The organism is Cupriavidus sp. 01T418 (assembly GCF_056398885.1).
In genome coordinates this window covers 155,627-177,249 of the sequence record NZ_JBFTQG010000006.1, presented here as the reverse complement: position 1 = coordinate 177,249, position 21,623 = coordinate 155,627, and the positions used below count along the sequence as shown (strand labels likewise).

The following is a 21,623-nucleotide window of genomic DNA, read 5'->3' as shown; positions in this document are numbered from 1 at the left end:
ATTGGACTCGGCAAACAGCAGGCGCGCCTGCTCCAGCCGCTGCGCTACACTGGCGATTCCACGAATCCGGAGTCTTCGATGCGCGCATCCCCTTCCCTGTCCCTGTCCTCCGGCCGGTCCGTCGTGCGCTGGCTGGTGCTGGCCATGTGCGCCAGCCTGCTGTCCGCCTGCGGATACAACGACTTCCAGGCCAAGGACGAGGCCGTCAAGGCGGCCTGGGGCGAGGTGGTCAACCAGTACCAGCGCCGCGCCGACCTGATCCCCAACCTGGTCAACACCGTCAAGGGCTATGCCACGCATGAGCGCGAGACGCTGGAGGCCGTCACCCGGGCCCGCGCCGCCGCGACCAGCATCCAGGTCTCGCCCGAGACGCTCAACGACCCGGAAGCGTTCAAGCGCTTCCAGCAGGCCCAGGGCGAACTCAGCGGCGCGCTCTCGCGCCTGCTCGCGGTGTCGGAGAACTATCCGCAACTCAAGGCCGATACGTCCTTCCGTGACCTGCAATCGCAGCTCGAAGGCACCGAGAACCGCATCACGGTGGCACGCCAGCGCTACATCGCCGCGGTGCGCGAATACAACGTCCTGGCGCGCAGCTTCCCCACCAACCTGACCGCGATGATCTTCAAGTACCCGGTCAAGCCGTCGTTCGCGGTGGAAAACGAGAAAGCCATCTCGGCGCCGCCGACGGTGAAATTCTGAGCCTCCGAAACACTGACAGGGATCGACTGGCTATGCAGCATCTCACCAAGCGCAGTGGCTGGCTGGCCGCCATTCTGATGCTGTGGCTGGGCGCGCTGCTGGCGTCGCCCGCCGTGGCCGCCGGCGACGGTTTCGTGCCGGTGCCGCCGCTCACGCAACGGGTCACCGACCTCACCGGCACGCTCAGCGCCAGCCAGCGCAGCGCGCTGGAAAACGTGCTGGCCGAATATGAGCAGCAGCGCGGCAGCCAGATCTTCGTGCTGATGCTGCCGACCACCGAGCCCGAGCCGATCGACACCTACAGCATCCGCGTGGCCGATGCCTGGCGCGCCGGGCGCAAGGGCATCGACGACGGCGTGATCCTGCTGATCGCCAAGGACAATCCGCCCGGACTGCGCAAGATGCGCCTGGAAGTGGGCCGCGGCGTGCAGGGCTCGCTCACCGACGCGATGTCCAAGCGCATCCTGCAAGACGTGATGGCGCCGCACTTCCGCCAGAACGATTTCTACGGCGGCATCTCCGCCGGTGTGTCGGCGATCCAGGCCACCATCGACAAGGAAGCCCTGCCGGGCCCGCAGGCCGGCGCCAGGCCCGCCCAGCGCGGCGCATGGACCGACTGGCTGCCGGTGCTGTTCCCGCTCGCCATCATCCTGTTCTTCTTTATTTCCGCGGCACGGCGTTCCGGCGGCTCGCGCATCGTGACGCGCGGGCGCGGCTGGGACGCGGCGGCCGGCGGACTGGGCGGCACGCTTGGCGGTCTCGGGGGCGGCGGCTGGGGACGCGGCGGTGGCGGTGGATTCGGCGGTGGATTCGGCGGTGGCGGCGGTGGCGGCGGAGGTGGCGGCTTCGGCGGCGGCGGCGGTGGTGGATTCGACGGGGGCGGCGCCTCCGGCAACTGGTAACGACGCATGCCCCATTTCAAACGCGCCCTGCGCCACCTCGGCACGCGCCCCGGCGCCGCCAGCAAGCACTTCCCCGCCGAAGCCCAGCAGCAACTGCAGCAGGCGGTACGTGCCGGCGAGCAGCGGCATCGCGGCGAAGTGCGGGTGGTGATCGAATCCAGCCTGCCCGTTGGACTGGCCTTTTCGGGCATCAGCCCGCGCGCACGCGCACGCGCCCTGTTCGGTGCGCTGGAAGTGTGGAACACGGAAGGCCATACCGGCGTGCTGCTGTACATCAACCTGGCCGATCACGCGGTGGAACTGCTGGCCGACCGCGGCATCGATGCGCGTGTGGACCCGGACACCTGGCGCGCGATCTGCAACGAGCTGGCGAGCGGGCTGGCGCGGGATCTGTCGGTCAAGCCCGTACTGGCGGCGGTGGACAGGATCCACCAATTGCTGGCTGCGCATTTTCCCGCGGGCGACCGGCCCAACCCGAACGAACTCGACGACCGGCCGATCGTGTTGTAGCCCGGGCTGCGCCGGGCGGCGCTCAATGCGCCGGCCGCGCCGCCGTCGGGCTACGCGAGCCCAGCAGGTACCACAACGCGGCAAGCAGCTGCAGGGCTACCAGTCCGGCCCACACGGCCTGGTGCGCCGCCTTCGGATAGCGGCCAGCTTCGGCAGGCCAGAAATCCAGCACCAGGCCAATCCCGATCTGGAAGACAAAGGTCGAAAGAAATACCGTCAAGGTCAGCGCGGTAGTCGCGCGCCCGATCAGTGCATCGGGAAAGCTGCGTGCCAGCACCGCATAGCCCAGGATGCCGCTCGAACCGAACACCCCGTAGGCCGCCCAGAGCATGGCCGGCGGCAAGGGCGTGCCGGCCATGATCAGGAGCTGAATCGCGATAAAGGCGCTCATCCCGATGCCCGCGAACATGTACAGGCTCACCCCGGCGCGCTCAAGATGGCGCGCTGCCCAGCCAGCGAATACGCAGCCGCCCATCATGGCAAAGCCGATCACGGACACCAGGCGGGCGCTCTGCTCCGGCGTATGCCCTGCCACGTCGCGCAGGTAGGCACCCACCCATAGCGTCTGGACTGACAGAAAAATACCCTGGTTGAGCATCGTGAGCGGCACCACCCGTAGAAAACGGGGGTTGCGGAACACCTGCACGGTGCCGCGCAGTTGCTCGCCCAGACTTTGCTTGCCAGCACCAGCGGCGTCCGGCGCGCAGAACCACAGCAGCGCCGCCATCGCCAGTGTCACGGCCGCGAGGCCATAGCTGACGGTGCGCCAATCGGTCCACGACAGCAGCCAGCCCAGCGGCGCCCCCACCGCGACGGCGCCAAGCCCCCCGATCGCCATCACCACGCCGTTCAGCAAAGGCATGCGCGAGAGCGGGAACCAGATCGACAAGGCCTGGATGGCGGCGCCCAGGCACACTGAAACGCCCACGCCGATCATCAGCCGCCCGGCCGCCAATGCCGCCATGCTGGATGCCGAGGCGAACACCAGCGCACCTGCCACCGCCGCCAGCAGCAAGGCGGCCTCGGTGCGACGCGGCCCGAAGCGATCGAGCATCAAGCCAGCCGGCAACTGGGCGCAGGCAAAACCGAGGAAATAGAAACTGGTCAGCAAGCCCAGGTCGGCAGCGCCCAGGCCCATCTCGCGAATCAGGTGCGGCGCGAAGCCCAGGTTGACGCCGCGAAAGATGTAGGAAACCAGGAAACCGAGCGAGAAGATACACAGCACGCGCCAGCGCGCGCTGCCCGGCGACGAATTGGCGCTCCGCACGGCGGCGGGCGAGGAGGAGGAAGCAGAAGTCATGTTGGCATTGTGGCCAGTCGGCGCATGCAACGCCAACGAAAGATACCCGCCACAATTGTGAGTGGAATTTGACGGTAAGATCTGACGGTAATGAGCCTCCGACACCCCAAGACCTCCCAAGCCGGCCAGCCGGTCCTGCCCACCGGACCCGCCGGGCCCGCCACGCCGCCCGAGCCGCACCGTGCGAAGCGCCTGCCTCACCTGCCCGCGCTGCAGGCCCTGCGCGCGCTCGAGTCCGCGGCCCGGCACCGCAGTTTCTCGCGTGCGGCGGAGGAACTTGCGCTGACCCACAGCGCCATCAGCCACCATATCCGCGCGCTGGAGGACAACCTGGGTACCAAGCTGTTCCAGCGCAGCGGCCACCTGATGGTGCCCACCAACGTGGGCGCGCGGCTGGCGCAGCGTGTACGCGGCGGGCTTGGCGAACTGGAAGACGGGCTGCGCGAGGCCAGCAACGGCGGCGCCACGCAGGTGATACGGCTGGAGGTCAGCGTCATGGCCGATCTGGCCAACGCCTGGCTGATCCGCCGCCTGCCCAGCCTGCACGCGGCCCAGCCGGGCTTCGACCTGCACCTGCGGCTGCACACCGAGATCGCGCCGCCGGATCCGTACTCGGTGGACGTGGGCATCTGGCACCAGCGCGTCGACCTGCCCGGCTTTGTCTGCCACAACCTGATCGAGGACCATGTGATTGCCGTAGCCAGCCCGGCGCTGCTGGCGCGCTTTCCCGGCTTTACGCTGGCCGACCTGCCGCGCCTGCCAATGCTGCGCTTCGCCCTGCGGCCGTGGCGCGACTGGCTGGAAAGCGCCGGCCTGCCCAGCACCGAACCCGAACGCGGGCCGATCTTCCAGGATGCGGGCATGATGCTTCAATCGGCGGTGGCAGGGCTCGGGGCAGCCACGGCGCGCCTGCAACTGGCCCATGACTACCTTGCCAGCGGCGAACTGGTGCAGCTTGGCACCACGCGCATCCCGTCCAGCCTGCACTACTGGGTCACCTGGCGCGAAGGCAATCCGCGCGAGAAGACAATCCTGCAGTTTTACAACTGGCTGCAAGGCCAGGTGGCGGCCTCCTCCTTGCGCCAGCCACCCGAGCCGGGCGCCTGACGCCTAGCGCCCCGCCGCGCGCAGCGCCTCGATCCGTTCGCGCGTCAGCGGATGGGTGGAGAAGAAGCTGCCGCCATCGTCGTCGTTGCCGGCATCCCCGGCGGCACGGCGGCTGCGCCGCTCGCGCTTGGTTTCCCGCTCGGCGGACGTGGCCGACGCGCCGCCCTGCTGTCCGGAGCCCGACTCGGCGGCCTGTTCTTCCACCTCCTGCTCGTGCGCGGACTCCAGCGCTTGCAGCACGTCGGCGAATGCCGACACCGGCAGGCGGTTGTCCCGCATGACTTCCACCGCGTATGCATCGGCCTCGCGCTCGTGGTCGCGCGAATAGCGCAGGCTCAGGATGGCCGCGGGCACGCCCGCCAGCACGCTGGAATAGTCACCGAGGAAATACGCCGCCAGCGCGCCCACTGCCGAAGCCTGCAATATCTGCTGCAGGCCATGGCGCTGGGCCACGTGCCCTGCCTCGTGGGCCAACACGCCCATCAGGCCGGGGCCGGGGCCTGCCAGCTTCACCAGTTCGTCGGTCACCACGATCGTGCCGCCCGGCAAGGCCAGCGCATTGGCCCCGAGCCGGCCGCCCTGGCGGAACAGGATGCGGTATTGATGGCCCGGATCGGGCGGACGCTTGAGCGCGCCGAAGTCGGCACGAATGCGCTCCTGCTCCGCCACCGGCAGGGCCGAAGGCTTGAGCAGTCCGTCATCGATGCTGCTCAGCGTGGCCTCGCCCAGCCGGGCTTCCAGCGCCGGCGGCACACTGCGTGCCACCACGCCGGCGCCMCACGGCAACACCACGAAATACCCCAGCGCCAGCGCCGCGACCAGGCCCAGCACCGACAGCGCTGCCAGCCGCCAGCTGTTTTGCGCGCGCACCACCCAGCCCTCGCGGTGGCCGCTGGCATCCAGCAGCGCGGCAAAGCGGGCGTGGTCCGTGACCTCGCAGAAGGCACCATCGGCAAACGTCACCAGACGCGGCGCGCGCTTGACCCGTTCGGAAACGCGCAATGCCGCCAGCGGCGCGCGGCGCAACTCAGTGCCATCGGCCTGGCGCAACACCGCGTCGCGCCCTTCGATGGACAGTTTGACCGCATGGGCACGCGACGAGCGGCCGTCGAAGTAAGTGGCCGCAACCTTGGGAGTGGCCGGCGCCTCGGGGGAATCCTGCATCAGGGCCTTGGGATCGGGGTGAACTGAGGAATAAGCCTGCGCAGCGTGATCGGCGTGCTTACAGTGCGATATCGATGTCGTACCAGTCCACCGCCGCATCGCCCAGCGCGCCGGCCTGCTGCGTTTCGCCGGCCACGAAAGCATCCAGCGGCGCAGCCGCCAGCATGGTCATGCTCTCGATACGGTAGCGCATCGAGCGCACCCGCGCGAACGGCAGGAACAGTCCCAGCGTCAGCACGGTGGCGATCATATTGGTCACGAAGATAAAGAACAGCCGGCTCGCCTTGACCTCGCTGCGAAACGCGTGCGGCGCCAGCGTGGTGTGGTTCCACACCAGGTTCTGCAGGCGTGCCATCAAGAAGGGACGCACCGCCAGCAGCGCCACGTAGAAGCCGATCACGGCCAACCCGATGGCCAGGAACGGAGCGCCACGGGACACGCCAACCCCGCGGCCCAGCAGGGCGCCGGCGACCGATGTCACCAACACCACTGCCAGCATCATGCCAAAAGCGCGCAGGTAGACGCCATAGAAGGCGCCCGCGGTGGCGTCGATGCCAAAGGGCGCCGTGCCGAAGCGGGTGTTGTCATGCTGGTATTGCTTGAAGCGCTGATGCGCCAGCGGCGCCAGCGCAAACAGCGAGAACACGGTGAGCACGGGCCAGAGCAGGAACACCTTATAGGCCTGGCCGTCGCCGCCCGTGAAGGCAAAGCGCAAGCCGCGGTAGCTGGAGTTGGCCATGCGAAAGCGCAGCGAGCGCACCAGCAGCAGCGGAAACACCACCGCCAGTGTCAGACCCAGCGCCACGGCCAGGAAAGGGGAAACATGGCTGCTGAACTGGAAGACCACCGCCAGGCCAAACACAATGGCGCGGCCCTTGAGGATGGCGGAGGCACGGCCGTGATAGTCGAAGCTGGCGCCGTCCAGCCGCGTGTTGCGGTAGAAATACTGCATGGTCCGCACCTTGGCCCAGGCCGAGTAGACACCCAGCGTGACAAGGGTCAGCAAGGTATTGACGATCCAGATGCGGAAAAACTCGGAGCCCGAGCCGGTGAACTCGAAGCGCAGGGGGCGCGGCTGCCCGGCAGGCGCGTCGGATACGGTCGTCTGGAACGCGTAGTTGTCTTGCTGCATTCTGGTTTTCTCCCGTGAAATCTGCAAGGTCGCATGGCGCCGACAAATCACATTTGCCGGTACGCCGCGTGACGATATCCTTATTCCCCGCATCGTGGCCAGCTATGTATCAGGAATGCAACCAATTCGATGGTGAGCGACAGGAATTGCAGGAAGTTCCCACCTCATCCAACTAGGCGAGGAGGACGTAGTGCCAATGTGGGCTGGCCAACATTCATACCCCAACGGGGCTACATCTTTGTCGCCGGCACACCCTCGTGGCGCACACGCCGAACTATCAGCCGGGGTTCCCGCAGCTAGCGTGCCCCATAGAACACAAAATATTCCTGCTCGGTAGTATCTCTACTGCAACCAATCGTACGGTCGTGCGCCGACTGCTCCACCACCCGAATACCCCTGGGCACTTACCCTTGCACCGCTGCTGCCGGGCGATCGGCAAAAGCACGCCATACGCCGATTGACGCACCTCGCCAAGCCAGCAGGCATTGAAAGCATCACTATTTTCCGGCCTCGCCGTATTGCAGCGCACCCCACATGAGCGCGAGCAGTAACAACAAGGAAACATCCTGTTACAAGAAATCGGAGATGTAACAAGTGGCAAAAAAACATCATCAATTAAATCAGTTACTTATCTTCTCTGGCACGTTCGTCGCTCTTATGTTCGTTACAAAGACCAGAGCGACCGGAACCAACAAGCACGGTACGCCGGGGGATGCCGAAGCCAAGGGGATTCAAAACCCCAGCAAAGACATCACGAGAACGGGGAGTTGAACGGGGGTGGAGCAGTGGCCATGACAGGGCACCTGCTCCGCGGGGAGGTTTGGCGCTGGGCCAGCGCAAATTTCAAGAATCCATGGCCCACGCCGCACACGGTGAGACGCAACGCACCGGCGCGACGATCACTAGCAGTTTTGTAGCACTTTCAGGCGCGGGTCCGATTCCTGAGGGAGGGAAAGGGTCGGCCCGCGGCACCTACCACGGCGCAATAAGCCGCAAGAAGCGGCAATGCGCCAGGTGAGGCCCAGCCGGTTGGCATCGCCAGCCTGGAGGGTTCCCTGAAACATGGTGGAGGTGGGAGGCCCGCCTTGCCGAGTTGCGCACCGGGGAGACAGCGATTCCTATATCGCTGTAGCGCCAGCGTGTACCCGTCATCGAGGAATCCATCCTGTCTTGGCCATGGCCGGCACTACCGGCCGAAGCCTGTGCCCGATCTTCAGCGGGCGCTTTTTCCCCTTTTAACCATGACGTGAAGGAGATGGACATGAACACCATGTTCGAAGGCATCAAGCGTTTTGTGCGGGAGGAAGATGGCGCCTCGGCGGTTGAATACGCGCTGCTGGCGGCAATCATCGGCATCGGTATCGTGGCTTCGACCGGAACGTTGAAGGATGCCATCGTCACCGCTTTCACGAATGTCGGGACCGCAATCACCACCGCTAGCGGGGGCTGAATGCGGGGCGGGCCATTGCCAGGTTCAATCCTGGCAATGGCCGGTCCCCGAGGCCACCCGGCATGCTTGCGGGGGGGCTACGACATACGCAACCTTGATACTCTGCAAGGCGAGAGCAAACATGAACATGCTGCCCTATCCCAACGGTCTGTGCGTCGCGGCGCTTGTCCTGACGGCCGCTGCCTGGGACGTGCGCATGCGCAGAATTCCAAACTGGCTGGTAGTCATCGGCCTCGTAGTCGGGCTGGTCCTGCAGTGGCACGCGTATGGGGTGTTCACCGGCGTCACGGGTTGGGCAGCTGGAACCGCCGCAGGCATTGGCTTCTTCCTGCTTCCCTATCTGGTGAGGGGTCTCGGTGCAGGCGATGTGAAGCTGATGGGCGCTGTGGGCGCCATCACCGGCGCACAGGCCGCATTTGCGATCGCATTCGCCGCTTGCATTGCCGGCGGCGTGCTGGCCTGCCTGGTCATGTTGTATCGAGGCCAGGTCCGCCAGACTCTGGTTTCGCTATCACACTGGGTCCTGATGCTGCCGTCCGGAAGTGCCAGCATGGCGCATATGGGCACTACCGCAGGAACAGGCTCCAACCGCTCGAGCAAAGGGCGAATTCCCTTCGCGCTGGCAATTGGTGCTGGCGCCTTCGCACTGCTGGGTGGCTGGGTTTGATCCAGGCAGGGCGCATGCGAAACGCTCGGAGAAGCGCTGACGCCGTGAGCTACGGCTGAGAACTTAGAAGAACTTAGAAGACAACACACACAAAGGTGTGCGAGAGGGGAGCGAAATGAGCCAAATGCCATACCCAACCTGGCCATCGCCACGCGTGCCAGAGCCAGGCGAGATCCTGACTGCCGATTCTGTGCAGCACGATAGCACTGTCACCATGCGCACGGGTGCGCAAAGCCTCTGCGTCATTCCGCACGCTCAGAGGCTGACCTCAGCGCCTCTTCCGTTCGTTGCTCCACCCAAACCGCATTAGACCAGCCAGGCAGACGCCTCAAGGCCGGATGCGCGGCCCTTCCGCCTGCCACTGAACGCCGCACGCGCGGCTTTGATGAAATGAATGTTGGCGTGATGGCCAAGGGGGGCGCTCGCGCCTCGCCTGGCCTCACGCCGGCGCCGGAATCCACATCGAGGAGGACCATCAAATGAGAAACGTACGCGCAATCGTGATGCTGCTGGTGGCGCTGCTGGCCGGCCTGGCGGCGGTCGTGCTGGCCTCGCGCTGGATGATGCAGCAGAGTTCCGGCAGCGTGACCAAGGTGGTTGTGGCAGGCACAGACATCAATCTTGGCCAGCGACTCGCTCCCGAGTTCGTCAAGGTTGTCGACTGGCCGCGCGACAGCCTGCCGCCCGGCGTGCTGAGCGACCTGAAGCTGATCGACGGACGCGTGACCAAGGCCAGCGTCATGCGAGGCGAGCCCATCCTGGAATCCAAGCTCACTCCGGTCGGCACGCGAGGTGGTCTCTCGGCTGTGATCGCCGAAGGCAAGCGCGCCATTACCGTGAGAGTGAACGACGTGGTCGGCGTGGCGGGATTCGCCCTGCCGGGCAGCTTCGTCGACATCATCGTGAACACCCAAAAGGATCAGAACAGGAGCGAAGGCACGCCCCAGCATGAACAGTCCATTTCGAAGATCGTGCTGGAGAAGATTTTGGTGCTCGCCATTGCGCAGGAGGTCAACCGCGACGAGACCAAGCCCAAGGTGGTCAACGCCGTGACGCTGGAGGTGTCCCCCGACGAGGCGGAAAAGCTCGATCTGGCGCGCAGCGTGGGCACGCTCTCGCTGGTGCTCCGCAACCAGGTCGACCCGCGCCCGGTCGAAACCGCCGGCGCCACCAAGCGCAGCCTGCTTAATGAGCCGGTGCCAAAGGCTCCGGCGGCAGTGCAGGTGGCGATGCCGGTGGTCAAGACGATACAAGTCGTGCGCCGCCTGGCGGAAAAGAAGATCGCCACCAATTGCGTAGGCGTGATCAGCGGCATGCAGCAAAACCAAGAGTGCTTCTAAGGCGCAGTCGTTGACATTGCCAAATGCCGGCCCCAGCCACTGGGGTCAACAACCGGGGGAAATTCAAATGGACCAACACCATGCCCAGGAGGGCGGCACGCACGGCAGTGCGGCGCGCAACGGCCCCACACGCCTGAAACTCACCACGCTGGCCGTGCTATCGCTAACCAGCGTCTGGCTGGCCAGCGAGCAGGCCCGGGCGGCCGATGCCGCCGCCACAGGTGCAGCTACTTCCGCAACACAAGCAGGGATGGCCGCGCCTCAGGCGATGAAACTGGCCGCCAACGGCCCGATCCAGCTAACCATCGGCGCTGCCAGCGTGCCCCCACCCCCGAGCAGCGGTGGCATCAGCCAAGGCCCCAATTGCACCGGTGCCGGGCGCGAACCGCAACAGGTGATCGTGCCAGTGGGCAAATCGCGCATGCTGTCGCTGCCTGAGCCCGTACGCACCCGCACGCTGGGCAACCCCAGCGTGGTGCAGGCCATGCTGGTATCACCACAGACGCTCTATCTGCTCGGCCTGGACGTGGGTACGACAAACATGATCGTCCAGGGGAAGAGCGGTCATTGCGAGGTCATCGACGTGGTCGTCGGCGCCGACCCGGGCGGCCTGCAGTCCACCCTGCACGACCTGATCCCCGAAGCCAGGCAGGTACGCGTGGCTTCTGCAGCGGACAGCCTGGTGCTCAGCGGCAACGTTCCCGACTCCACCGTCGCGCAGAAGGTGATCGATATCGCCAACGCCTTCGTGATGCGGCAGACCCGCAGCCCGCTACAGGCTCCGCAGCAGCAAATCGGTGGGCCGATGGGCCAGGCTCCGATGGTTGCCATGGCCGGCGGCAGCATGGGCGGACTGGGCATGCTCGGAGGCGGCGTCGGCGCCAACACCGGGCAGCCGCTGCGCAGCCCGCGCATCATCAATATGATGACGGTGGACTCGCCCCAACAGGTGATGCTGGAAGTCAAGGTGGCGGAGGTGTCGAAGACCCTGATCGACCAGCTCGGCGCTGCTGCCAACCTGAATGGCGCCTTTGGCAGCTGGAGCTTTGGCCTGCTGGCGAACTTCCTCTCGGGCGGCGCAGGCGTGATCTCCGGCGTGAAGTCGAACAATCTGCCCTTCAACTTCCATATCGATGCGCAGAAGGGCGACAGTCTGGTCAAGATCCTGGCCGAACCCAACCTGATGGCCATCAGCGGCCAGGAAGCGAGCTTCCTCGCGGGCGGCAAGGTGTTCATCCCGGTGCCGCAAGCCTCCAGCGCCGGCGGCACCACCATCACCCTGCAGGAGGAGACCTTCGGCGTCGGCCTGCGCTTCACGCCGACCGTACTTGCCAACGGCCGCATCAACCTGAAGGTGGCACCGGAAGTCTCCGAGCTTTCCCCGACCGGGGTAGCGCTCACCGCACCAAACCTGACCGGCACCACCATCCTGCCACTGATCACCACCCGCCGCGCATCCACCACGCTGCAGGTGATGGACGGCCAGAGCTTCGCCATCGGCGGCCTGATCAAGAGCAGCGTCACGGGTAGCCTGAAGGCATTGCCAGGCGCGGGCGAGCTGCCCGTGCTGGGCAACCTGTTCCGCAGCACCAACTTCCAGCAGGACAAGAGCGAACTGCTGTTCGTGGTCACGCCCCGCCTGGTCAAGCCGCTGCCGGCCAACTATCCGATGCCGACCGACTCCTTCGGGCCACCGACCCCTGGCGAGGTCTTTATCAACGGCAATATGGAAGGGCACCCTGTGACGAACACGGTCCCGTATACGCCGCAAGCCCCGACCGGCGCACCGCCCGCTCCGATGGCACCTGCCCCGGCCGCGCCTACCACCAGCACCTCGCCCGCGACCGGAGGACGTGACAGCGCAATGGCCGGCGCCCTCTCGCCTACAAGCGCTGCCGTACCGGCGCCGACGACAAGCGACATGCAGTGAGCCCGATGCAATCGGCCTGCATAAAACAGGGGAACATCATGAACTTCAGGAACCTACGTGCCAGACTCAGCCGATTTGCCGTCACGGCCTTGGCTGCAGGCTCTGCCGCCGGCCTCGCTGGCTGCATGACCACCACACCGGTGTACGACGCGCACTTTGGCGAAGCCGTGCGAACCGTGCGCGCCATGCAGACGCTCAACCCGAACGCATCGATGAATACAGACCCCGTGACCGGCGTCGACGCACGCAGCGCCACCTATGCATTGGACCGGTATAACTCGTCATACCGCAGCCCGCGAACCGACGGCAATGACTTTGTGATCGGGGTTGGCAACTCCAGCTCCGGTTCCACACCCTGACCATGCGGCGGCATGCGCCTGCTCACGCTGCCGCCGCATGCCGCCATACCAAATTGCAATCTGGGAGATATCGAGATGGCAAAGCTCATTCTGGTCTCGGCCGACGAGACGCGGGCCCGGCAGATGTCCGCGATGGCCGGCCAGGTCGCAACCCACCGCCAGGTGCAACTGGTCTGCGCCGATCCGGAAAAAGCGCTAGGCATGGCCGGGCTGGTGCACCCATCCGATTTCCTCATCCTGCAGGGCGACGACTTCAGCCTGAATGTACTGGAACGCCTGCGCCAGCGCTTCCCCGAGCCCGGCGACGTTCCTTGCATCCTGGTCACGCCGTCGCCGTCGGCCGAGTTGCTGATGCGCGCCATGCGAATGGGCATACGCAGCGTACTGCGCTGGCCGCTGGACCCGCGCGAATTCAATGGTGAGCTGGAACGCCTGGCCGTCAAGCTGCACGTTGGCGCCGAGGTTGAAGCCCGCACGATGACATTCACCTCTTGCAAGGGAGGCAGCGGCACCACCTTCGTTGCCGCCAATTTTGCCTACGCCATAGCCGCCACGCGCGCCAAGCGCGTGCTTCTCGTGGACCTGGACCAGCAGTTCGGGGACGCCGCATTCCTGGTCACGGACAAGGCGCCCCCGGCCACCCTGGCGGATATCTGCCAGCAGGCTGACCGGCTCGACCTCGCCTTGCTGGACGCTTGCATCACCCATGCGCACGCCAACTTCGACGTCATCGCTGGTCCCGGCGACCCCGTCAAGGCGGGGGACATCAAGGCCGCCCACCTCGAGAGCATCCTTGACCTGGTGCGGCCGGTATACGACGTCATCATCTTTGATGCCGGACAGGACATCAACCCTTCCTCGATCATGGTGCTGGACCACAGCGACATCATCTATCCGGTGCTTCAGCTTAGTCTGCCCTACCTGCGCGCCGGCCAGCACCTGATGCAGATCTTCCGCTCGCTTGGGTACCCGTCCGAGCGTCTGCACATGGTGATCAACGAGTACGAGAAACACTCGCCGGTCAGCTTGCATACGCTGGAGGAGACGCTCGGCACAAAGGTCGCACACCTGCTGCCGCCCGACCCGAAGTCGGCTCGCGATGCCAGCAACCAGGGCGTGCCGGTACTGCAACTGGCCGAACGCAGCCCGATCGCTCGCGCGCTGGTACAGATGGTGGATACCGTCTACCCGAACGCTGCAAAAAAAGAGGAAGGCCTGCTGCACAGACTGCTTGGCCAGCGCAGCAAGCAGGCCAGTCAGGCTTTGCCAATCGAGAGACACGCATAGCCGCCCGGGCAGCAACAGTCGGCCCGGGAACGAACACATAGGCGCAAAGCGCGCTGCGGAGAATCAACATGTCATTGCGTCAACAACTCTATGAGAAGGCTGGCGAAACCGTGGCAGAGCGCGTCGGCCCGGTCGGCACAACCGTGAACGCGGCCTACCAGCAACTCAAGATGGAGATCCACGAAGCCATCATCGAGCGCGTGGAACTGGAGAAGCTGCAGCGTCTATCGCCAGAGCAGGTGCGCCGCGAACTGGCGCTGCTGGTCGAGCGCATCATCGACGAACGCAACATCCCGATCAATGAGAGCGAACGCAAGCGCCTTGTGTCGGACGTGCGAGACGAGATGCTGGGCTTCGGCCCGCTCGAGCCGCTGCTGAGCGATCCGACCGTTTCGGACATCCTGGTCAACACGGCCAGGCAGGTCTATGTGGAGCGCCGCGGCAAGCTCGAACTGACCGATGTGACCTTCCACGATGACGCCCACCTGTTGAAGGTCATCGACAAGATGGTGTCCCGCGTGGGACGGCGAATCGACGAATCCAGCCCGATGGTGGATGCGCGGCTGCCCGATGGTTCGCGCGTGAACGCCATCATCCCGCCGTCCGCTGTCGATGGACCACTGCTATCGATTCGCCGCTTCTCCGTCAATCCGCTGATGGTCAAGGACCTCGTGGAACTGCAGACCCTTACGCCGCCGATGGCCCAATTGATCGAAGCCATGGTCAAGGCCAAGCTGAACATCCTCATCTCTGGCGGTACCGGTAGTGGCAAGACCACCCTGCTCAACATCCTGTCCGGGTTCATCCCGGCAAGCGAGCGCATCGTCACCATCGAGGACGCGGCGGAACTACAGCTCAGGCAGGACCATGTGCTGCGCCTCGAAACGAGGCCGCCCAATATCGAGGGCAAAGGCGAGATCACGCAGCGGGCACTGGTCAAGAATACCCTGCGGATGCGTCCGGACCGCATCATCCTCGGGGAAGTGCGTGGCGCCGAGGCGCTGGACATGCTGCACGCGATGAACACCGGCCACGAGGGGTCGCTCGCCACCATCCACGCCAACACCCCCCGCGACGCGCTGACCCGGCTCGAGAACATGGTCAGCATGGCCGGCCTGTCGCTGCCGCCCAAAACCATGCGGCAACAGATCACCTCGGCCATCACCGTGATCCTGCAGGTATCACGGCTCACTGACGGGCGCCGCAAGCTGATGAGCGTGCAGGAGATAACCGGCATGGAAAGCGACGTAGTCAATATGCAGGAGATCTTCACGTTCAAGCGTACGGGAATGGACGCCGAGGGGCGCGTCAAAGGCCACTTCTGCGCCACCGGCGTGCGGCCGCACTTCTGCGACCGGCTGCAGGCCTTCGGCCTCAGCGTACCGGATCGGCTGTTCGAACCCTCGCTGCGCTTCGAGGTATGAACCGCGCTCCCTCTGTGCAGGAGATCACGCCATGAACACGACCTTTGTCGGCTTCGGCCTCTCGCTCTTCATTGCCATCGTGCTGCTGATCGTCGTCTGCTACCAGTGGTGGCAAGGCAAGCATAGCGCGGGAGCACGACGCCTCGGCCGCCGCATGCGCGCCATGACCCAGGCACGCTGGGGCGAGGAGCCGTCTTCCATCATGAAGGAACGCACGCTAAGTCGCTCCGCCTACCTTGCGGGCTTGCTACGCAAGCTGCCGCACGTCCAGGCACTGGACCAACTATTGATGCAGTCCGGGCTCGCGTGGACTGTGTCGACATTGCTCGGCTTCACTTTCCTGCCTGCGGCGGTCCTTTGTCTCGTTGGCCTGCTTGTCGGCTTGCCCATTGCGGCGCTCTGCGTTGCGGCTCTGTGCTGGTTACCGATGCCCCTGTGGCTTGTGCTCCGGCGCCGCACCCGTCGCCTGCAAAGCATCGAAGGGCAGCTTCCCGAGGCCGCTGACATGATCAGCCGCGCGCTACGCGCCGGCCATTCCTTCTCCAGTGCGCTCGACATGGCAGGCAATGAATTGCCCGACCCGCTGGGCGCCGAGTTCCGGGTTACCTTCGACGAGATCAACTACGGCGCTTCGATGCACGATGCGCTGAAGAACCTGGCAAAACGCGCCCCGCTGGCCGATCTGCGCTACCTGGTGATCGCCGTGCTGATCCAGCGTGAGTCCGGCGGCAATCTCGCTGAGATTCTGGGCAATGTCAGCCAAATCGTCCGCGAACGCATCAAGCTGATGGGCCAGGTGCGCGTGCTCTCCGCCGAAGGGCGGCTCTCCGGCGTGATCCTGACGTTGCTGCCATTTGGCATGGCTTTCGCCATGTATCTGCTGAATCCGGATTTCCTCATGCCCCTGGTGACCGATCCTGCCGGCCCATGGATCGTCGGCTATGCCCTCACGCTAATGCTGCTTGGCATGCTATGGATGCGAAAGGTCGTGCGCATCCATATCTAGATGCAGCAACACCCTACATCAAAGGAGGATGGGCGCCGCCCAGCACTATCATGACTCTCGAGCAAATCCTCATCCTGGTATTCACCTTCATGCTGGCCTTTGGCTTGACGCTGGCCACCATGATGCTGCTGCAACGCGATAAGCTGCGCGGGCGCATTTCGCAGGTGACACAGGCCACTGGCGGCAGCGACGACGCTACGCCCTCGGTACTGCAAGACGACTGGATGCGCAAGCTGGAGCGCGTGTCCAAGCCCCTGGCCAAGCTCGCGTTACCCAAGGACGGCTGGGACGCCTCCGCGCTGCGCACGCGCTTCATGAACGCCGGCTGGCGCAACCCGTCGGCAATTCCCCTCTACTTTGCCTGCAAGACCGCGCTCGCCCTGCTGTTCCCGCTGCTGCTGTTTCTGTTGACGCATGGCGTGGTCAGCGAGGATAACCCCAGGCTGCTGCCGTTGACGCTGCTGGCCAGCGCGATTGCCGGCTTCTACCTGCCGGACCTGGTACTGCGCAGGCGCGTCCTCCAGCGCAAGCAGGCAATCCTCGAAGCCTTCCCCGATGCGCTGGACCTGATCACGGTATGCGTCGAGGCGGGTCTCGCGCTTGACGCCGCTCTGCTGAAGGTGGTGGAAGAACTGCGCGGCGAGCGCAACGCGCTGGGCGAGGAGCTTGAGTTGCTGGTGCTCGAATTGCGTGCCGGACTTTCGCGAGAGAAGGCACTGCGCAACCTGGCGCTGCGCACCGGCGTCGAGGACATCGACATGCTGGTCAGCATGCTGATCCAGGCCGATCGCTTTGGCACCAGCATATCCGCCTCGCTGCGCGTGCATGCTGATACGCTGCGCGTCAAGCGGCGCCAGCGCGCCGAGGAATGCGCGGCCAAGATCGCTATCAAGCTGCTCTTTCCGCTGCTCTTYTTCATCTTTCCGTCGCTATTCGTTGTACTGCTCGGCTCCCCCGGCATCCAGTTGTACCGCTCGCTGCTGCCTCTCATGTCCGGCAACGGCTGACAGCCCATGTGCCTCAAGCCCGCCCAGTAAACCGGCCGCAATCATCAGGGGAGCACGCCATGCAAACAGTGAGAATCAGCAAACAGCGGCGGCAGCGCGGAGCCAGCGCCGTGGAGTTCGCCCTGATCGCCCCGCTCTTCTTCCTGCTGCTGTTCTCCGTCTTCGACTTCAGCGTGATGATGTGGGCCAACCTGACAATGCAGCATGCAGTGCGCGAAGGCGCGCGCTACGCCGTCACCGGACAAAGCAGCTCCGCGCAACGCTATCAGGACGTGCTGACGAAGATCCGCCAAAACTCACTGGGCGTATACGACTTGTCGCAGGCGACTGTCACCACCTGGGTCAACAACACCAGCCAGGCCAATGGCAGCAGCATGTTCGGCGGCGCGGGCGACCTCATCGTGATCGAGGTTAATTGTTCCTGGCCGGTGCTCACGCCAATGGTCGCGGCCTTCTTCAAGTCCACGGGCGGCAAGTACACCTTCAGCGTTGCAGCCACCATGCGCAATGAGGCCTTCTGATGAAACCCACCCGCCCACTCCCCAGCCGGCAGGCCGTACGCGGCATTGCCGCCATCGAATTCAGCATACTGCTGCCCGTCCTCGTCTTCCTGGCGATGCCTGTGATCGATTTCGCCCGAGCCATCCAGGCCAACCTGATCCTGGTGAGCCTGACACGCGAGGGCGCTAACCTGGTCTCGCGCAGTTCGGCATACACGCCGCAGGACATCATGAATTCCCTGGCGCAAACCACGCCCCCGCTGAAGATGAGCAAGCGCGGCATGATCTACATCACAAAGATCATGGGGAACTGTAGTGGGAGCAGTTCTTACTGCACAAGCAATATCGTGCTCGAGCAGTACCGCTGGACGGGTGGCTGGACCTTGGGCGGCACGGTGCCAGGCAGCAATGTATGGAACTGCGGCAATGGTGGTGGCTCCTGGGCAAGCGACGGCAGTTGCAGCGGCCTGCCGGCCGGCGGCGCTTCCGCGCCCACCGCCAACGCGATGACCGGCTCGCTGCACGATGGCCAGATCGCCTACATCGTCGAGTCCTACTACAACTTTGACATGTTCTTCAAGGGACTGACGATGGGCGTTTTGAAAATGCCCAACCTCGGCCCGAACCTGTATTCGGTCACCGCGTTCTGACCCAACGACAAGGAGCAGCCATGAAAACACAACTTCCTGTCAGGCAGAAGGGGCAGATCACCATCATGGTGGCCATGCTGATGTTCGGGATGCTGGGCATCGTCGGCCTCGCGGTGGACTCCGGCATGGCCTATGTCACCAAGGCCAAGCTGAATGCAGCGGTCGACTCCGCCGCCGTCGCCGCGGCAAAGGCGGTCACCACGGGCAAGGACCAGGCAGAGCAGACAGATAACGCCAGGCAAGCCGCTCAGAAGTTCTTCGACGCCAACTTTCCCTCCGGCTACCTGGGCGCGACAGCTTCCCTCGATACCAGCAAGTCCGACTTTGTGCAGTTCGACACACCGACTTCGGGGGCTATCACCATCAATCCTTCTGCGTCGGCAATCATGCCGCTGAGGCTGCTGAAGGTCCTGGACCTCAACAACGTCACCGTTGGGGCTAGATCGCAGTCGATCCGCAAGGATCTTGACCTGATTTTCGTGATTGACTCGTCGGGTTCCATGAGCCCCGTGTGGAGCACGGTCAAGGCCAATGCCAACAGCTTCCTCGATCAGTTCAGCCCCACGGAAGATCGGGTTGGCCTGGTGCATTTCTCAGCCGGGGCCGTTTCGGATATCAAGATCAGTACGAGCACGCGCGGCTTCGATCGCACCACGATGAAGAGCACGATCAGCGGCCTCGGCAACGGCGGCACGACCAACTATGCGGAGGCTCTGTGGCAGGCCCGCGACCAGCTCAACAGCATCACCACGAATCCCTCCAGCCTGCGCGTGGTTGTGTTCTTCTCCGATGGTGAACCCAATACCCTGGCTGCCCGATACCAGGTCAACGCCACTTCGACGTCAACGACCACGACCACCACGGTTACCTGCAACAAGAACGGCAAAGGCTGCAAGAGCAGCAACTCGACCGCGCCACCGGTCAACAGCACGACGGCGGTCTGCGCCGGCGGCATCACCGGCGCCAAGAGCGGCGGCAGTACGAGCGGCTTCTACATCGTTGACCAGCGAGACACCAGGATGCCGGCTCCCTGTACCAACCTTGGCGGCAGTGCCACCCAAACCACCGGCGACACGGTGAACAACAACGTGGCAGGCACCTACGTCAGTACCACCACGAAAAGCACGACGCCCTTGCCCAAGCAGATGCCCGGCTACTACGACGTGCACGATCCCAACGACAAGTCATTCCCGATTGCCGGCACAAGCGTGCCGTTGACCGTCGGCAACAGCTTCAGCTCCACCAACGTCTTCAACGCGGCCACCAATGTGGCGGTCGAGATGGCCACGGCGCTGCGCAACCAGAACGTATATATCTTCGCACTCGGCCTGGATGGCAACGGAGGCTTTGACGCAGACCTGCTCAAGAACATGGCTAACACGACGGATGCCAAGCTGTATAACAACAAACAACCGGCCGGCGTCTATTGCTACGCCGCCAACATCAACGGTCTCAAGCCATGCTTTTCAAAGCTGGCCTCGGAGATCCTGCGAATTTCCAAGTAAAGAGTCCAGCGTGAATTGACCATAAGAGTCGCGAATCTTGGAGGCACTATGTTCGACAATCAGTCGGTGGAGGCTGGGGTACCGGGGCTGTTAATTCGGCGCGTTTCCAAAGTGGCGCTAGAGGTGTGCCTGCGACTCGCCACCGCGTTGTTGTTCGCTGTCTTCGCCTATGCCGCATACAGACACTGGCGTGCCGACCCGACCCGCATCACGCTGCTCCTGCTGGTGGTGGCCGAATGCCTGACCGTCGGCCTGTCGCTGGTAGCGCGCGTGCCGACCCGGCGTGACTGGAATCCAGTCGCCATACTCTGCTCGCTGTTTGCCACCTACTATTTCCTCGCGATTCAACTCTCACCAGGCGTGCGGATTGTGCCAGAATGGATCGGCGCCGCGTTGCAGATCTCGGGGATTGCGTGGCAGATCTTCGCGAAGGTGACGCTGCGCTACTCGTTCGGGCTTTTGCCAGCCAATCGCGGGATTGTGTCGAGCGGTGCATACCGGGTCGTACGGCATCCGATCTATCTCGGCTACCTCGTTGCCGACATTGGCTTCCTGCTTGCGAACTTCGGACTGCAAAACGTGCTGGTCTACGCTGGACAATTCGTACTGCAGGGTGGCCGTATCACCCTTGAAGAGAAGCTTCTGTCCGACGATCCCGAGTACCGGGCGTATCGGGACAAGGTACGCTTTCGCGTATTACCGGGATTCTTCTGATCCTGCTGGCAGTCCTTGCGGGCCTCCTGACCGGGACCAGCACCCCGCCGTATCCAACCCGTCCATGGCGGCCCGGCCTTGACCGACCCCACTCTTTTCTGAAGAATCCATGCATGACCGTGCCCTGAAGCGGCGCACGGACCGCATGGAGCCCTCATGAAGATCCGCATCCTCAGCGACCTGCACCTCGAGCACGATACACCGGCGTCGGTCCCTTCCTGCCCCGCCGACCTGACCGTGCTGGCCGGCGATATCGCCAACGGCCGCGCCGGCGTCGACTGGGCCGCGCGCACCTTTTCGGAGCCGGTGGTCTATGTGCCGGGCAATCACGAGTACTACGAGAACGCCTTCGAGCCGGTCGATGCGGCCATGGCCGAGGCCGCCGAAGAGGCGCCGCACATACACGTGCTCAATGACGCCGTGGCCTATTTCGATGGCCTGGCGGGCGGGCCGGTCCGCGTGATCGGCACCACCTGGTGGACCGATTACGCGCTGTTCGGCGCCGCCCGGCGCGAGGAGTCGATGCTGGCCTGCGCCGGCGTGATGGTGGACCACCGCCTGATCGAGATCGCCAACGGGGATGGCCAGCGGCGCCGCTTCACCACCGCCGATGCACTGGCGCGGCATGAAGCGGCCAGCGCGTGGCTGGCCGCGCAACTCGCCGTGCCCTTCGACGGCAAGACGGTGGTGGTGACCCACCACGCGCCCGATCTTGGCAGCCTGGACCCGCGCTTTTCCCACGACCTGGTCTCCAGCGGCTTTATCTCGCGCCGGCCGGACCTGGTCGCGCAGGCCGACCTGTGGATCCACGGGCATACGCACACCAGGTTCGACTACCGGCTCGATGATGCGCGGGTGGTGTGCAACCCGCGTGGCTACGTGCGACGCAAGACAGGCGAACCAGAGAACCCCGCCTTCGACTGGTGCTTCACGGTGGAACTTTAAGCCAGCCGCCGCCGACGCCAGGCGC

General features: G+C 64.5%; 22 protein-coding genes. 19 read left to right on the top strand and 3 right to left on the bottom strand.

What is annotated here, in order from left to right:
* Nucleotides 1–78: 78 nt before the first annotated feature.
* The 3 genes from AC1DQ3_RS09595 to AC1DQ3_RS09585 are packed head-to-tail and all read left to right on the top strand — an operon-like array spanning nt 79 to nt 2,111.
* A complete protein-coding gene (locus AC1DQ3_RS09595; RefSeq protein ID WP_477119951.1) occupies nt 79–699 on the top strand; it encodes a LemA family protein in 621 nt (206 codons plus the stop codon).
* Nucleotides 700–731: 32 nt separating this feature from the next.
* The gene (locus AC1DQ3_RS09590) at nt 732–1,601 is read left to right on the top strand and encodes a TPM domain-containing protein (protein WP_477119950.1); all 870 of its coding nucleotides are present in this window, start codon (nt 732–734) and stop codon (nt 1,599–1,601) included.
* 6 nt (nt 1,602–1,607) lie between these two features.
* Nucleotides 1,608–2,111 carry a TPM domain-containing protein gene (locus AC1DQ3_RS09585; RefSeq protein WP_477119949.1) on the top strand — a complete coding sequence of 168 codons (504 nt, stop codon included), beginning with the start codon at nt 1,608–1,610 and terminating at the stop codon, nt 2,109–2,111.
* 22 nt (nt 2,112–2,133) lie between these two features.
* Here AC1DQ3_RS09585 and AC1DQ3_RS09580 read toward each other — a convergent pair whose 3' ends face one another.
* Nucleotides 2,134–3,411 (bottom strand): MFS transporter, encoded by a 1,278-nt coding sequence (locus AC1DQ3_RS09580; protein WP_477119948.1) that lies wholly within the window; start codon nt 3,409–3,411, stop codon nt 2,134–2,136.
* A 90-nt stretch (nt 3,412–3,501) separates the two neighbouring features.
* On the opposite strand from AC1DQ3_RS09580, the gene AC1DQ3_RS09575 reads away from it, so the two are divergent.
* Nucleotides 3,502–4,518, top strand: coding sequence for a LysR substrate-binding domain-containing protein (locus tag AC1DQ3_RS09575; RefSeq protein ID WP_477119947.1), 1,017 nt, complete (start codon nt 3,502–3,504; stop codon nt 4,516–4,518).
* Between the two features lie 3 nt (nt 4,519–4,521).
* On the opposite strand, the gene AC1DQ3_RS09570 is transcribed toward AC1DQ3_RS09575, so the two are convergent.
* Together AC1DQ3_RS09570 and AC1DQ3_RS09565 are read right to left on the bottom strand one after the other, a co-directional pair.
* Nucleotides 4,522–5,682 carry a M48 family metallopeptidase gene (locus AC1DQ3_RS09570; RefSeq protein WP_477119946.1) on the bottom strand — a complete coding sequence of 387 codons (1,161 nt, stop codon included), beginning with the start codon at nt 5,680–5,682 and terminating at the stop codon, nt 4,522–4,524.
* A gap of 58 nt (nt 5,683–5,740) precedes the next feature.
* Complete coding sequence (locus AC1DQ3_RS09565) at nt 5,741–6,814, bottom strand: YjgN family protein (RefSeq protein WP_477119945.1); 1,074 nt, start codon at nt 6,812–6,814, stop codon at nt 5,741–5,743.
* Nucleotides 6,815–7,408: 594 nt separating this feature from the next.
* On the opposite strand from AC1DQ3_RS09565, the gene AC1DQ3_RS09560 reads away from it, so the two are divergent.
* The 15 genes from AC1DQ3_RS09560 to AC1DQ3_RS09490 all read left to right on the top strand — a co-directional run bounded on the left by AC1DQ3_RS09560 (nt 7,409) and on the right by AC1DQ3_RS09490 (nt 21,598).
* Nucleotides 7,409–7,585: a hypothetical protein gene (locus AC1DQ3_RS09560; protein ID WP_477119944.1), complete on the top strand. Its 177-nt coding sequence runs from the start codon at nt 7,409–7,411 to the stop codon at nt 7,583–7,585.
* 490 nt (nt 7,586–8,075) lie between these two features.
* A complete protein-coding gene (locus tag AC1DQ3_RS09555) occupies nt 8,076–8,264 on the top strand; it encodes a Flp family type IVb pilin (protein ID WP_477119943.1) in 189 nt (62 codons plus the stop codon).
* Nucleotides 8,265–8,385: 121 nt separating this feature from the next.
* A complete protein-coding gene (locus AC1DQ3_RS09550) occupies nt 8,386–8,931 on the top strand; it encodes a prepilin peptidase (protein ID WP_477119942.1) in 546 nt (181 codons plus the stop codon).
* A 479-nt stretch (nt 8,932–9,410) separates the two neighbouring features.
* Nucleotides 9,411–10,271: a Flp pilus assembly protein CpaB gene (gene cpaB / locus AC1DQ3_RS09545; protein WP_477119941.1), complete on the top strand. Its 861-nt coding sequence runs from the start codon at nt 9,411–9,413 to the stop codon at nt 10,269–10,271.
* A gap of 67 nt (nt 10,272–10,338) precedes the next feature.
* Nucleotides 10,339–12,201 (top strand): type II and III secretion system protein family protein, encoded by a 1,863-nt coding sequence (locus AC1DQ3_RS09540; RefSeq protein ID WP_477119940.1) that lies wholly within the window; start codon nt 10,339–10,341, stop codon nt 12,199–12,201.
* A gap of 38 nt (nt 12,202–12,239) precedes the next feature.
* Nucleotides 12,240–12,560, top strand: a complete 321-nt coding sequence (locus AC1DQ3_RS09535; RefSeq protein ID WP_477119939.1) for a hypothetical protein — start codon at nt 12,240–12,242, stop codon at nt 12,558–12,560.
* Between the two features lie 75 nt (nt 12,561–12,635).
* Nucleotides 12,636–13,847, top strand: a complete 1,212-nt coding sequence (locus AC1DQ3_RS09530; RefSeq protein WP_477119938.1) for a CpaE/TadZ family protein — start codon at nt 12,636–12,638, stop codon at nt 13,845–13,847.
* A 68-nt stretch (nt 13,848–13,915) separates the two neighbouring features.
* Nucleotides 13,916–15,271: a CpaF family protein gene (locus tag AC1DQ3_RS09525; RefSeq protein WP_477119937.1), complete on the top strand. Its 1,356-nt coding sequence runs from the start codon at nt 13,916–13,918 to the stop codon at nt 15,269–15,271.
* 31 nt (nt 15,272–15,302) lie between these two features.
* Nucleotides 15,303–16,277 (top strand): type II secretion system F family protein, encoded by a 975-nt coding sequence (locus AC1DQ3_RS09520; RefSeq protein ID WP_477119936.1) that lies wholly within the window; start codon nt 15,303–15,305, stop codon nt 16,275–16,277.
* A 50-nt stretch (nt 16,278–16,327) separates the two neighbouring features.
* On the top strand, nt 16,328–17,284 hold the full coding sequence (locus AC1DQ3_RS09515; RefSeq protein ID WP_477119935.1) for a type II secretion system F family protein: 957 nt from the start codon (nt 16,328–16,330) through the stop codon (nt 17,282–17,284).
* A gap of 59 nt (nt 17,285–17,343) precedes the next feature.
* Nucleotides 17,344–17,805: a TadE/TadG family type IV pilus assembly protein gene (locus AC1DQ3_RS09510; RefSeq protein ID WP_477119934.1), complete on the top strand. Its 462-nt coding sequence runs from the start codon at nt 17,344–17,346 to the stop codon at nt 17,803–17,805.
* Nucleotides 17,805–18,434 (top strand): TadE/TadG family type IV pilus assembly protein, encoded by a 630-nt coding sequence (locus AC1DQ3_RS09505; protein ID WP_477119933.1) that lies wholly within the window; start codon nt 17,805–17,807, stop codon nt 18,432–18,434. Before AC1DQ3_RS09510 ends, AC1DQ3_RS09505 begins: the two co-directional genes overlap by 1 nt.
* A 20-nt stretch (nt 18,435–18,454) precedes the next feature.
* Nucleotides 18,455–19,939 carry a vWA domain-containing protein gene (locus tag AC1DQ3_RS09500; RefSeq protein WP_477119932.1) on the top strand — a complete coding sequence of 495 codons (1,485 nt, stop codon included), beginning with the start codon at nt 18,455–18,457 and terminating at the stop codon, nt 19,937–19,939.
* 48 nt (nt 19,940–19,987) lie between these two features.
* A complete protein-coding gene (locus tag AC1DQ3_RS09495) occupies nt 19,988–20,653 on the top strand; it encodes a methyltransferase family protein (protein ID WP_477119931.1) in 666 nt (221 codons plus the stop codon).
* Nucleotides 20,654–20,809: 156 nt separating this feature from the next.
* Nucleotides 20,810–21,598 (top strand): metallophosphoesterase, encoded by a 789-nt coding sequence (locus tag AC1DQ3_RS09490; protein WP_477119930.1) that lies wholly within the window; start codon nt 20,810–20,812, stop codon nt 21,596–21,598.
* Nucleotides 21,599–21,623: the final 25 nt, after the last annotated feature.